We start from the raw sequence: 14,076 nt of genomic DNA, 5'->3' as shown, positions 1-14,076 counted from the left end.
CAAAAGGGTTTAGAAACGTTCAGGAGCAAAAGGAGTGATATCCATACTAAGGGTTTGTTCATTCGCCAGTTCACTTACCAGCTTTCCGGTACCTGCGCCAAGGCTCAACCCCAGCATGGAATGCCCTGTAGCCAGTATACAATTATGAATGCGTTTTAATCTTCCGATATAAGGCAGGCCATCTGCTGAACAGGGGCGGTAGCCGAACCATACCTGCTCTTTCGGCGGCAGGGGAATATCATATTCCGGCATAAAGTTCTTCACGGATCTCAGAATACCTTTTACCCTGTTCATATCCGGTGGTGCGTTCAGTGAAGTGATCTCCATGGTGCCGCCAAAACGGATCTTGTTGCCATTCATGGGTGTTACAGCTACTCTTCCTTCCATGAGGATAGCGGGATGATTCAATTTATAAGGAGCATCCTCATATGTGATGGAATATCCTCTGCCTGCGGCCATGGGCAGTTTTACATCTACCAATGCTGCCATCTCACGGCTCCAAGAGCCGGTAGCGATCACAAGCATATCTGTTTCGTATACACCTTGCCGTGTTTTCACACGTTTGATCTTTCCCTGTTCTTTTTCTATGCCTTCTACTTCCTGTTCGGGTACAAAGGTGACATTACTTTTAGAGCGCAGATACGCTAATAAGTTATGCATGAGTTTATTGGGATAGAGATGTGCATCACATTTGAAATACACAGCTCCCCTGATGTTCAGTTTTGTTTGTGGCTCCATGGCCTGCACCTGCTCAGCGTTCAGGTATTCTGCATCCAGGCCAAGTTCCAGGGCTTTTTCTACGGTATGATGTGCATGTAATGCATTCGCTTCTGACTGGAAAAGATCCAGCAGGCCTTTCTGTTCATAGGCAAAATCAAAGGCGGGCTGGCGCAGCCATTCTTCGTACCATCCTTTGCTGAGTACGGCAATATCCCGCAGCGGTACTGCGCTTCTTTCCACATGTGCTGCATTGGCGCTGCGGATGAATTTCAATCCCCAGTCGATCAGGTCCATACTCAACCTTGGTTTCACATAAAAAGGGCTTTGTGCATTGAGCATCCATTTCAAACCCTGCTTTACAATACCGGGTGTAGCCATGGGTACAAAATGGCTGGGGCATACATAACCTGCATTGCCGTAGGAGCAATTATTGGAGAAATCGCCTTTATCAATGATCGTTACATCCCATCCGCTTTCCTGCAGAAAATAAGCGGAGCTTAAGCCAATGATCCCACCGCCGATAACAGTACATTTCATGCTTTATTTTTTATACTTACAATACCTGGAAACCATATGCATAAGGATCATCTTCCGGATCAATACTGATCGTATTATATCCATAGATCCTGGCCCATCCTTCAATACTCGGACGGATAGCGGGTTTCCCGGCTACTGATGTTTCTTCTTCAATGCGGCCGGTGAAACGGGAGCCGATGATACTTTCATGAATGAACTCATCCCCTTTCTTCAATTTCCCTTTTGCATACCATTGTGCCATACGGGCGGAAGTACCTGTACCACAGGGAGAACGGTCTATGGCCTTATCACCGTAGAACACGGCATTACGTGCAGTGGATGTTGGATCCAGCACAGCGCCTGTCCATAATACATGTGAGCAGCCATTGATGGTAGGATCATCCGGATGAACGAAAGTATATTTTTCATTGATCCTTTTTCTAATCTCCCTCGCCCAGCTGATGAGCTTATCTGCACTATAATGTTCCAGGCCGGCAAAGTTCTTTTGTACATCTACGATGGCGTAGAAATTACCGCCGTAGGATACATCAAATACCAACTCTCCCAGCTCCGGACAATCTACTGTTAACTCAGTAGCTTCCAGATAAGAAGGTACATTGGTGAGCTTTACGGTTTTCACTTTATTACCGATGGTGGTGTATGAGATATTGACCAGTCCTGCCGGGGCTTCCATGCGAACGGTACCATGTGTTTTAGGCAACAGTAATCCTTCTTCGATAGCAATAGTAATGGTACCGATAGTGCCATGGCCGCACATGGGCAGGCAGCCGCTTGTTTCAATGAACAGCACCGCCACATCATTCTGCGGATCATGGGGCGCATACAATATGCTGCCACTCATCATGTCGTGGCCACGGGGTTCAAACATTAGCCCTTTACGGATCCAGTCGAATTCTTCCAGGAAGTGCTGGCGTTTTTCGCTCATGTTATTGCCGGTGAGGGCGGGTCCTCCCCCTGCTACTACGCGAACCGGGTTGCCACAGGTATGTGCATCAATACAGAAAAAGGTCTTTTTACGCGCAGGCTTCATCTTTCTAAAGTAATAAAATTATGAATTCTTCCACTCATTGTTCACGGTACGCCATATTCCGCGGGGGTTGGCATTTTGTAACTCTTCGGGTAGCAGGGCGTCCGGGAAACCCTGGAAGCAAACAGGCCGCACCCATCTTTGTATGGCACTGGTGCCTACGGAAGTAAAACGGGCATCAGAAGTGGCCGGAAAAGGTCCGCCGTGTACCATGCTGCTGTTCACTTCTACACCGGTGGGCACATCATTGATGATCACTCTGCCCGCCAGGGATGTTTGCAGGGCGATGATATCCGTGTTTTCAACAAGGTCTTTATCAGTGCCCATTATAGTAGCAGTGAGTTGTCCTTTAATGCTTTGGAGGGTGTTTTTCAACCCTGCTTTATCTGCACAAACCACTAACAGGGAGAAGGGGCCAAAGACTTCTTCTCTGAGATGAGGGTTATTTAGAAACTCTGCTGCACTTACGGTGGCGATGGCAGGAGTTGGTTCTCCGCTTCCTCTATATGCGATGTGTGATGATTTTGAGGAGAGGTTTTCTTTATAGTTTGAATAGATGCCTTCGTGCAGCATCGGTTGTCCTGTTACCTGGGTTATCTCTTCTCCTAATTTAGAAAGAAATTCCTCCAGCCCGGGACCTTCAATCCCCAGCAGTAAACCCGGGTTGGTACAGAACTGTCCCATGCCCAATGTAATAGATCCTGCCAGTTTCTTAGCCAGCGCTGCTGCATTTTGCGTTAAGGTATCCGGCAATAATACAACCGGATTTATGCTACTCATTTCTGCAAACACAGGAATGGGCTTTTCCCTTTCCGCAGCATACCGCATCAAAGCAGTACCGCCACTGAAAGAACCGGTGAAACCAACACCAGTTGTGTATGCGTGCAGCACCAGTTCTTTGCCGGTTGAATTACCAGGCCCCAACACATGCTGCAAAGTATGTTCCGGCATGCCGGATAAACGGATCGCTTCCTGGATAGCATCATTCACCAGCAAAGAAGTACCCGCGTGTGCAGAGTGCCCTTTTACCACGACTGTGGAACCGGAAGCCAGTGCACTGGCCGTATCCCCTCCCGCTGTTGAAAAAGCAAAAGGGAAATTACTCGCACCAAATACTACTACCGGGCCAATGGGTACCAGCATTTTACGGGTATCCGGTTTGCCAGGTAAATTATCGATGGCCGCGGCTACCCAGCTGCCTTCCGTAATATAAGCCGCAAACATTTTCAGCTGGCCGGTAGTACGGGTGATCTCATTGTTCAGGCGGGGTAATGGCAGATGCGTTTCTTCATGTGCCTTTGCCACCAGCTGTTCCCGTTTCGCTTCTATTGCTTCTGCTATGTGCTGAAGAAACCCAGCCCGTTGTGCAGGCGTTGTTTTACTATACACTTCAAATGCAGCCTGTGTTTGCTGCATGATCTCTGCTATCTGGCTCATGCTAATTTTGGTCTTGTTGCGATGGCGTGATCAATTACACCCAGGATACGTTTCCTTTCTTCCCCTACCAGCGTGAGCCTGGGCGCCCTTACATATTCACTGCCTATTCCGGCCTGCGTTTCTGCCAGCTTAATATATTGTACCAGTTTAGGATGAATATCCAGTTCCAGCAAAGGCATGAACCACCTGTAAAGTGGCAGCGCCTCCTGGATCTTACCGGCTTTGATCAGTTTGTAGAGTGTAACCGTTTCCGCCGGGAAGGCACATACAAGCCCTGCTACGAGACCATCTGCGCCGGTGACCAATTCCTCGAGGGTTAAGGTGTCTACGCCGCAGAGGATCTTATAACGGTCGCCAAATCGATTTTGCATGCGGATCACATTTGTTACATCCCTCGTGGATTCCTTTACCGCTTCAATGTTCTTCACGGCAGCCAGTTCCTCGAACATGTCCAGCGTGATCTCTGTTTTATAATCCACCGGGTTGTTATATAACATTATAGGCAGGCTGGTGGACTGTGCAATGGTCCGGAAATACTCCACGGTTTCTCTCGCATCAGATTTGTAACGCATGGGGGGCAATAACATGAGTCCGCCGGCGCCCCATTCTTCTGCCAGGGCGGCCTGCCGCAGGGCTTCCCGCGTAGCGCCTTCTGCAATATTGATCACCACCGGCACCTTGCCTCCTATCTGTTTCACGGCATGTTTTACAAGGGTGGCTTTTTCTTCCGTAGTGATCACGCTGGCCTCTCCTAATGAGCCGCCCAGTATAATTCCCTCCACACCAGCTTCCAGCTGCGCATCAAGGTTCTTGCTGAATAATGAAAGATCCAGTTCATCCGCTGCTGTGAACTTAGTTGTGAGTGCGGGAAATACTCCCTTCCAGATAATTGCCATCGCTTACATTTTTTTTCAAAAATACCGGGATTACACATGGCGTAGCCTGCGGTTTTTAATCATTTATGCTCATATTTTGATCAATTGAAAGGATGTTTTTCCGAATAAGGGTAAAATTTGCTTAAATTGTGAGCCATGAAAGTATTGCAGTTCACAATACCCGTAGCGCACGACAAGAACATTATCGTGCAGCAAGAGCAATTGCCTTTCTTCTATCCTCACCTGCACCGGCATGATGAAATTCAGCTCACCTGGGTGCAGAAAGGAACGGGTACGCTCATTGCAGAAAACAGTATGCAAACCTTCCGGACCAACGAAATATTCTGGATAGCCAGCAATCAACCGCATGTATTTAAAAGCGATGCCAGCGAAGACAACGTTGAATCGTTAACGTTATTCTTCAATCCCAACGGCAAACTGGCTACCATATTTGAATTAACAGAACTAAAGAAGATCAGCACCTTCATCCATAAATATCCGAACGGTTTCAAAGTACCTGAAATATACGTTACCGAATTATCAGAACTGATGCTGCGCATAGATCAGTCGCAGGGTGCGAGGCAATTCATGAACTTCATCCTGATGCTGAACTTCCTGCAGCCGCTGCCGGACCTCATACCATTGGTTTCCGGTTCACGCCTTTCCAGTGTGAACGATCAGGAAGGGATCCGCATCGGCGCTATCTATGATTATATCATGAAACATTACGATTCTGATATCATGCTGGAAGATATTGCCAGGCACGCCAACATGACGCCACAGGCATTTTGCCGATACTTCAAGAAACATACCCGCCTTACCTTCATTACTTTCCTCAATGAAGTAAGGATCCATGAAGCCTGTAAGAAATTATCCGGCGGTATCAACGATAATATATCTACGATTGCTTATCAGAGCGGGTTTAACAGCATTGCTACTTTCAACAGGGTATTTAAAACCATCACCGGCAGAGCGCCGCGGGAGTATATCCGGGAGTTGGAGAAATAAAGAACGCGCTGTTTGCTTATCATTCACAGCGCGTTCTTATAAAGTAAGCAGGTTCTGCTGTTCGCTTATCATAAACAGCATTCTCACAAAATATTAATGTACGTTCAGTTGTTTGGATTCACCTTTCTTTTCCACACCGATCACACCCGTAGTACCACCACCTTTCAGTGTCAGTTCAACTTGTTTATTGGTTTTCCAGGAACCTCTTGTGAAGTCAGGAACATCAACGCTGTTACCACGGTTGGCAATTGACTTTTCTGTCAATGGCACAATACAGCTCCATGCAGCAGCGTCATATACATCCTGATCCAGTGGCAGGCCGTTACGCAGACAGTCGATCAAACGCCAGTCCATCATAAAGTCCATACCGCCGTGGCCACCCACCTGTTTAGCCAGGTCTCCAATTTTGCGGATGATCTCAGGTGTGTATTGGTCATACAGTTTTTTCAGTTCTTCTTCCTTGATCCATTCATGGCCGAATGCGATACGTTCCGGATCAGGCCATTTGGATGCTACTCCTTTAGTACCGCTGATCAGGTGGATGCGGGAATATGGACGGGGAGAAGTAACGTCGTGCTGGATCATCATGGTCTTACCCTTATTCGTTTTGATAGTGGTAGTACTCATGTTGCCACGGTAAGGCAGATCCACAAATTCTTTATAGAAAGGATCGGTAGCCGCTCTTTCCTTCGCGATGTTGTTCATCATGAAGTCGTTGGTAGCTACAGACACCAGGTAATCCATTTTATCCCCGCGGTTAATGTCCAGGCATTGTGCAATAGGACCGAGACCGTGTGTAGGATACAGGTTGGCTTTGTGTTTACCATTCATGCGGAGCCTCCACATGTTCTGATAACCGGTTTTGGAGAAGTTCAGGTCGCGCAGATCATGGATGTACGCACCTTCTGCATGTACCAGTTCACCAAACATACCCTGGCGGGCCATGTTGAGGGTAAGCAGCTCGAAGAAATCATAGCAGCAGTTTTCCAGCATCATACAATGCTTTTTAGTGCGCTCGGATGTTTCCACCAGTTTCCAGCAATCTTCCAAAGTTAAAGCGATAGGCACTTCAGAAGCAGCATGTGCGCCATGCTCCATAGCATAGAGCGCCATCGGCGTGTGCCATTCCCATGGTGTGGTGATGTACACCAGGTCCAGCTTTTCTTTGTCAATCATTTCCTTCCAGCCATTCTGACCGGAATATTCTTTGGCGGCAGGCCTTCCGGATTTCGTCACTATCTTGTTAGATTTAGTGGCGCGTTCCGGCAACAGGTCGCACAAGGCAACAATTTCAACGCCGTCTATGAAAGACATCCGTTGAACGGCACCGGGACCACGCATACCCTGGCCAATAAAGCCAATACGTACTTTGTCGATCTTCGGTGCGGCGTAGCCGCTCATGTTAAAACGCTGCTGTTTGTTGGACTGGTCCAGTGCCTGCCTCAATTCCCGGTCACTTGGTGCAGTGGGGGAAGAAGCAAATGAAGGGATACCCGCTGCAAGGGCTCCTGTACCTACCGCCAGCTGACGGAGGAAGTTTCTGCGATTTGAACTCATCATAAAAGCTTTAGAGTAGACTTTAAGGAGGTTAAAATAGTAATTTTTTAAACTTTCCAGCGCTTTATTTGATGAGTGTCAAAAAATGCAGTATTTCCTTCGCTCTTAATCCAAACGCAGACTTTTAATAGGATTGACACTGGCAGCACGGATGGTTTGAATACTAATGGTCAGAAAAGCAATGGCAATGGCTGCCATTCCCGCCAACGCAAAGATCCACCAGCTCATATGGATCCGGTAGTTATAATTATCCAGCCACTGATCCATAAAATACCAGGCCACCGGGGAGGCGATCAATAGTGCCACCACTACCAGTTTCATGAAATCCATCGTTAATAAGCGCGTGATACTGGCCACAGAAGCGCCCATCACCTTACGGATGCCTATTTCCTTCGTCCTGTTCTCCGCCATATATATAGCCAATCCCAGTAAACCAAGGCAGGCGATCAGGATGGCGAGACCGGAAAACAATCCTATTAACCGGGTCATGAATTGTTGCTCCCCAAACTTTTTAGCATATTGTTCATCCACAAAGAACGCATCAAAAGGATATTGAGGATTATACTTTCTGAAAACCGCTTCCACACCTGCCAGTCCTTCCGCTGTAGTATATTTGTCGCCTAACTTAATGTGTAAAACATTCATGCCTTCCTTAGGTCCTTTTACCATAAATGGTTTAATAGCCTGATAGGGGGATTCTGAGATAAAATCTTTCACTACCCCTACCACATGCCACTGAAGAGGATCATCAAAGATGATCTCACCTATAGGATTGGCAAAACCCATTGTTTTAACAGCGGCTTCATTGATCAGGCAAGCTGTTGAATCTGTAGGATATACTTTCACATCAATATCCCTGCCCTGCACGAGTTGCATGCCAAAGGTCTTTACCATATCACCATCGGTAGCATAACGTTTCACCATCACTTTTTCATTCTCCGGTTTTCCTTTCCATTGCATGCTAAGCCCTGTACTCCATACCTGCGTAATAGGATTTTGGGTTTTGGTGACCGCTGCCGCAAAACCGTTATTCAACAAATCGTCTTTGATCAGCTGGTAATTTTTACGCACCTCTCCTGTCATAAAGGTGTACACCAGGTTTCTGCGTTCATAACCTGTTTCCCGCTCCTGCCCATATTTTAATTGTTGCCGGATGATGATCGTGCAGATGATAAGACCGATAGCAAAAGAGAATTGCAACACCACCAGTACTTTTCTGGGTGTAACCAGCGCATGCACATTTTTAAAGCTACCCTTCAGCACTTGTACAGGCCTGAAACGGGAGAGGAACAAGGCCGGATAACTACCCGCCAGGCAACCTGTGAGCAGAATGAAGCCAACACCAGCCAGCCACCATTCCGGTTTATTAAAATGAAATATCAGTTCTTTATTGATCAATAAATTAAAAGAAGGCAATACAAGTATAACCGTCAAAATAGCCAGCACGCCTGCTATGAAAGCAATCAGCAAAGATTCTCCCAGGAACTGGCCTATCAGCGCTTCTTTGTTGGCGCCTGCTACTTTACGGATGCCTACTTCTTTAGCGCGTTTTTCACTGCGTGCAGTAGAGAGGTTCATGAAATTGATACAGGCTATCAGCAAAATAAAGCCTGCGATCAGCGCAAAGATCCGCACTTTTTCAATCCTGCCGCCCACCGGCACACCATTCTCGAACTTCCCATATAAATATTCCTGGCTCACCGGGTACAAAAATGATTCCGTGCCGGAACGTTTATTACTATAGGAACTGATCATCCCTTTCAATTTATCATTCGCAACAGCAAGGGAAGCATTGGGTTTGAGCAGTACATAAGTGCGTGGGCCCACATTCGTCCAGTCCTTATCTGTAAAACCTTTAGACTGCCGTAACATAGAGGAGTTAAGGTATTCAAACTCAAAAGTGGAATTGCCCGGAAGGTCTTTCAGCACGCCCGTCACCGTGAAGTTCTGATCTGTACCTACACGCAACACTTTACCCAGGGCAGAAACATTCCCGAATAATTTATATGCCAGTTGCTGTGTGAGAACAATACTAAAAGGATCATTCAGCAGGGTATTAATATCCCCCTCCACCAGCGGGAAATTGAAGATCTTCAGAAAAGCAGGATCCACCCAATTCCCGGCACCTGTGATCTGCTTCTCTCCATAAGTGAACAATAAGCCTCCGCCACCACCAAAGCGGGACACAGCCTCCACTTCCGGAATGTCCGCCGTGATAGCCGGCCCCATTAATTCAGGCGTATTTACATTAGACTGTACCTTTCCTTCTATCACATTGTTCGTCCATACTTCAAACAGCCGTTCTGAGTGATGATGGAAGCGATCATAGCTTACTTCATGCTGTATCCATAATAAGATCAGCATAGCGCTGGCCATACCCAGCACCAGGCCACTGATATTAATAAATGAGAACGTCTTGTTACGCAGGAGATTTCTGAAAGCGATCTTGCAATAATTTCTGAACATAGGAGTAAATTAAGTGGGATGGATCGCCTATCCTTCCCACAAAAACATACCAATTTTGATGAGTATTGATTATGAATTGGTTACAGGAGTAAAAGCAGCAGAAAGTGTCCGCTTTTGGTACAGGGTATGTCCGGTTTCAACTTTCAGCAAAGGGGAAGGTTCAGCAGCGCGGTGGTACCTTTCCCCACTTCGCTGGCAAGTTCCACACTCCCGTTATTCAGTTCCGCCAGTTCTTTTACCACAAGCAGGCCCAGCCCTACCCCATGTTCATTCTCCGTTCCAAAACAGGTGAAATGTAATTCCAGGTCAAAGAGCCTTTTCATCAGCATATTGTCTATCCCCATACCGGTATCTGTAATGGCTACCTCCATATAATCCAGCCTTCTCCTGGCGGCAATGCTCACAATACCTCCCCTGGGCGTGTACTTAACGGCATTGGATAAAAGGTTCCGCAGGATAATGCAAAAGTGCTCCGGGTCCGCATATAACACAGCATCTTCAGACACGTATATCAACAGGGTTATTTCCTTTTCCTTCAGGCTTTCCTGGAACTGCATCTTCAGCGGCAGTAAGGTATCATTTACTTTACAGGCGACAGGTGCTGCCTTTATCCCTTTCATCTGAAAGTAGGCCCAGTGCATGGTATTCTCCAGGCTGAGCAATACATTATCCAGGTGGCCTTCTACTTTTTTGGTGAACGATCTAAACAGCTTGCGTTCCACATCGTCGGACAATGCTACTAAAGATTTCATACTGGCCAGGGGCTGGCGCAGATCGTGGGACAATATAGAAAGTACCTTTTCTTTTACTTCGTTCAGGTTCTTCAACGTTTCTGCTTTCCCTGCCAGCTTGCGGTTAGCACGTTCCAGCAATTCCCGGTTATGCCGCTGCTCTTTTTTGTAATTGGCGATGATCAGCCCGAGGAAAGTACCTGCCACCACATAACTGAAGATCTCCCGCAGGAAAGGCAGTTCGCTGATCAGCGGAGGATGCGTATCCACATACAACCTCGTGCAGGTGAACAATGCCACATTCAAAACGCCCAGTGAATAGCGCTCCCAGGGGTTATCAAATAATAATACAATGGTGAGGATATTAAAAAGCAGTAATAGTTCTACCCTGTTATGATAGGCCACAGCCACAAAGGTGAACAGCGCCATGCTCTCCAATACAGCCAGGTAACGGGCTGTGATGTAATAACCGTATCTCTGCAAAGCAATAACGCCCAGTGTGCAGGCTATGGACACAAGATAAGTGGCCGCCAGGATATAATAACCTGTGCAACCATTGAGGATAACGAGCAAAAAAGCCAATAGCACCGCCACCAGGCATCCCTTGTTAAGGGACTTTACCTGCTTTTGCTCAGCAATAGGCTGAGAAGGCTGTACCCCTGCATTTAATGCTGCTCTGATGAATTTTTTCATAAAACGTGTACATCAAATGTAGAGCATTGGCGTTTTGTGAAATGTTAAGGGTAATATATGAGGGGTAGTACACAAATAGTTTTGTGCGTGGGGTTGGGGGCTAAAGAAAGATCGCCGCCAGGATGGGCAGCGATCTTCTCAGGTGTGTGTGTATTAGTAAATGATCCTCAGCTCGGACCTCCTGTTTTCTCTTTGTTGTGATTCAGTGCAGGGAACACCGTCCTTGCAGGGGTTTACGGGGTAGCCCTCTCCCATGTTCTTATAGTATAAACGTTTGGAAGAAATGCCTCTTTCTACCAGGTAATCTATTACGGCGTAACAGCGCAGGGCGGAAAGGTCCAGGTTGTATTCATCCTGGCCGCGGCTGTCTGTGAAGGAAAGTACCATCAGTTTCCAGTCCGGGTGCTGCTTCATAATGCCTAATACGTAATCCAGTGTTTTGCGGGATTCCGCCAGGAGGACTACGCTATTAAAGTCATAGAGGAAGCGGAGTTTTTCAACCGCATGTTTCTGCTCAAGTTCTTCGGGCGTGAGTTCTCTTTTTATGTTTGGTGTAGTGGTAGTGGTGGCGGTGGTGTTTGTATTTGTTTCTGTAGTGTTATCCGCCTTAGGATTGATCATGTTATCCAGCCTGCTGAAATAAACAGGATCTAAAAAATGATACACATCATCAGAACCCATTCCTCCTACACGGTTAGAAGAGAAAAACCCTTCATATCCATTCCTTTTCAGCACCAGCCCCATATCATCGGCACCGGAGTTGAAAGGAGCCCGCATATTAAGCGGTGTCTCCCATTCAGCTTTACTTCCTTTTGCCCGGTAAATATCGTAGCCGCCCATGCCGGGATGCCCTTTGCTGGAGAAGTACATAGCGCCTTCTTCATTAAAGGTGGGAAAAGTTTCAGCAGCTACTGTATTCAACCGTGCACCGCAATTCACTGGCTTGCCCCAGCTACCATCCGGCTGTTTTTCGCTATACCAGATATCTGTTTGCCCTATACCTCCCGGCCGGTCAGATACAAAATAAAGCACATCACCATCATGATTTAATACAGGATGGCTTGATGAAAACCCGTCCATATTCAGAACAGGCAATATTTCAAGGGGAGACCAATTATCGTTTTGTTTCACCGCGCGGTACAAGGCCAGGCGCCTTACACCAATCACGCCTTTCTTTTTCGCAACCTTTGGCATCACCTGTTCATTCACGGTTACATACAATGTATCTTCCGCGTTGTTGAAACAGGCAGGGCCAATGTGGTAATCATATTTCTTTAATACTTTTGGCAACATGGATTCCAGGTACATCGTAGAATTGCCCTGAGAATATTGCTGATAAACGTATGCTTTATAATAAGGCTGATACGTTCTTTTATCTGTAGCCGGGTTTGATTCCGATCCGTCATTCAATCGTAATTTCCGATAGCCATTCCCTACCAGCAACAGCCCCTGGTTCACCACGCCACTGATCCATTCTGAATAGCTGGTGTTCAATTCCTTCATGCCTTCCAGTTTACTGAGCCGGGGTGTTCGCTGCTGCCATTGTGTTGCCAGCTCACAACCTTTCAGGGCTGCTTCTTTTAACACAAGACTATCAGCATTAGAGGTATGGAAGCGTTGATATTGCACGCGGGCTGAATCATACGCTTCCATATTCCTCAATACTTCCCCATAAGCAAAATAAGTAGCAGCAGGACAATCCGGCCTTAATATGATCTGTTCATACCATCCGGCTGCCTGCCGGTAATTACCGGTTTCCGTAAAGCTGTGTGCCAGCTTTAAAAAATATTCCAGTGGTGCGCGTTTCCCTTTATGTTCAATCGTGCGTTGATACAGGCTGCCGGCTACTGCAAATTCCTCCCGGGCATATGCTTCATCCGCCAGCCGCGTTTCGCTTTTCTGTTCCTGTGCGGAAAGCTGCAGGCTTGCCAGCACTAATATGAGTAAGTAATATCGCTTCAAGATCGGGCAGTTTAAAATTAAAAGTAACGGGGATTGGTTAACGTAAATTTCCTGGACGGGAACAGGAAACCAATAGATATTTCATGTGACCCGCCAGATTGACCGGCCATTTTATTCACGTTCATATCATATGCATATCCTAACCGTAATTGTTCATTCACATAGAACTCTAACATAGCGCTGGCCGCATTCACAGGATTGAGGCTTTTATCCAGGTTCTGTTTATTCCACAGGTTCATATCCGTACGGTAAGAACCTCCTATCCACAACCGTTCACTGATGAGCAGGAAGGCATTGAGGTCTACACTGGTGGGCCCTTTAAAATCTTCTTTCACTAATATGGAAGGTTTCAGCTGCAGTTCAGGCGATAAGGTAACAAGTGTACCTGCTGTAAAATAAACGTGCTGTGTTTTCCGGATGGCCGCGTAATTGTTGCCTTTCCAGGTATACCTCGTAGCATCTGTATACAGGGAGAAAAGGTCCATCACGGATAAGCCTGCATAGAACTTCGACGTGTAATAATAAACACCGAAACGTGCATCCGGCACCCATGTGCTGGCTTTGCCGGTAGGGATGGCTTCATCATCGCTATCCACATATGCTAAAGCGGAACCGTCAATGGAATATTGCGTAACACCTGCTCCGATACCAAAGCAAAGCCTGCGCGTATCTTCATTGTCCAGCGGGATCCGGTAAGCATAATTGAGGTACAGGCTCAGTGCATCCTGCGGACCTAATTTATCAAACATCACCTGTGCCCCCACTCCTACCTTACCATCATTGGCACCGGTGAGTCCATCCACGGAAATGCCGCCTGTGCGCGGAGCACCGGGGAAACCTGCCCATTGATGGCGGTAGATGGTATTCACGTACCAATCCTGTTTATATCCTGCATAGGCAGGATTCACACTCAGGCCATTAAAGATGTACTGGCTGAACTGTACATTCTGCTGAGCCAGGGAAGGCAGTGCTGCCGAGGCAAGCAGCAGTACCAGCATGTAAATTTTAATTGTGCGCTGCATAAGTTGCATTTTATATGCGGACCACAGCTTTTACACTGTGA

General features: G+C 47.0%; 10 protein-coding genes. 1 reads left to right on the top strand and 9 read right to left on the bottom strand.

Annotated elements, in window-relative coordinates:
* Positions 1-9 precede the first annotated feature (9 nt).
* Genes GFS24_RS01380 through GFS24_RS01365 form a run of 4 tightly spaced genes read right to left on the bottom strand, consistent with a single transcriptional unit; the run spans position 10 to position 4,617 of the window.
* The gene (locus tag GFS24_RS01380; protein ID WP_153657780.1) at positions 10-1,257 is read right to left on the bottom strand and encodes an FAD-binding oxidoreductase; all 1,248 of its coding nucleotides are present in this window, start codon (positions 1,255-1,257) and stop codon (positions 10-12) included.
* A gap of 16 nt (positions 1,258-1,273) precedes the next feature.
* On the bottom strand, positions 1,274-2,287 hold the full coding sequence (locus GFS24_RS01375) for a 4-hydroxyproline epimerase (protein ID WP_153657779.1): 1,014 nt from the start codon (positions 2,285-2,287) through the stop codon (positions 1,274-1,276).
* Between the two features lie 18 nt (positions 2,288-2,305).
* The gene (locus tag GFS24_RS01370) at positions 2,306-3,721 is read right to left on the bottom strand and encodes an aldehyde dehydrogenase (NADP(+)) (RefSeq protein WP_153657778.1); all 1,416 of its coding nucleotides are present in this window, start codon (positions 3,719-3,721) and stop codon (positions 2,306-2,308) included.
* Positions 3,718-4,617: a dihydrodipicolinate synthase family protein gene (locus GFS24_RS01365; protein ID WP_153657777.1), complete on the bottom strand. Its 900-nt coding sequence runs from the start codon at positions 4,615-4,617 to the stop codon at positions 3,718-3,720. The genes GFS24_RS01370 and GFS24_RS01365 overlap by 4 nt, the downstream gene beginning before the upstream one ends.
* A gap of 135 nt (positions 4,618-4,752) precedes the next feature.
* Here GFS24_RS01365 and GFS24_RS01360 point away from each other — a divergent pair, with 135 nt between their 5' ends.
* On the top strand, positions 4,753-5,604 hold the full coding sequence (locus tag GFS24_RS01360; RefSeq protein ID WP_153657776.1) for an AraC family transcriptional regulator: 852 nt from the start codon (positions 4,753-4,755) through the stop codon (positions 5,602-5,604).
* Between the two features lie 93 nt (positions 5,605-5,697).
* Here the strand turns inward: GFS24_RS01360 and GFS24_RS01355 are convergent, their stop codons facing one another.
* The 5 genes from GFS24_RS01355 to GFS24_RS01335 form a co-directional block, all read right to left on the bottom strand.
* Positions 5,698-7,164, bottom strand: coding sequence for a Gfo/Idh/MocA family protein (locus tag GFS24_RS01355; RefSeq protein WP_253906374.1), 1,467 nt, complete (start codon positions 7,162-7,164; stop codon positions 5,698-5,700).
* 102 nt (positions 7,165-7,266) lie between these two features.
* Positions 7,267-9,627, bottom strand: coding sequence for an ABC transporter permease (locus tag GFS24_RS01350; protein ID WP_153657775.1), 2,361 nt, complete (start codon positions 9,625-9,627; stop codon positions 7,267-7,269).
* Positions 9,628-9,770: 143 nt separating this feature from the next.
* Complete coding sequence (locus GFS24_RS01345) at positions 9,771-11,051, bottom strand: sensor histidine kinase KdpD (RefSeq protein WP_153657774.1); 1,281 nt, start codon at positions 11,049-11,051, stop codon at positions 9,771-9,773.
* Between the two features lie 153 nt (positions 11,052-11,204).
* Positions 11,205-13,013 carry an OmpA family protein gene (locus GFS24_RS01340; RefSeq protein ID WP_153657773.1) on the bottom strand — a complete coding sequence of 603 codons (1,809 nt, stop codon included), beginning with the start codon at positions 13,011-13,013 and terminating at the stop codon, positions 11,205-11,207.
* A 17-nt stretch (positions 13,014-13,030) separates the two neighbouring features.
* Positions 13,031-14,035 carry a type IX secretion system membrane protein PorP/SprF gene (locus GFS24_RS01335; protein WP_153657772.1) on the bottom strand — a complete coding sequence of 335 codons (1,005 nt, stop codon included), beginning with the start codon at positions 14,033-14,035 and terminating at the stop codon, positions 13,031-13,033.
* Positions 14,036-14,076: the final 41 nt, after the last annotated feature.

Source organism: Chitinophaga sp. SYP-B3965, from assembly GCF_009647655.1.
Lineage (GTDB): Bacteria > Bacteroidota > Bacteroidia > Chitinophagales > Chitinophagaceae > Chitinophaga.
This window is presented reverse-complemented; position numbering and strand designations above follow the sequence as displayed.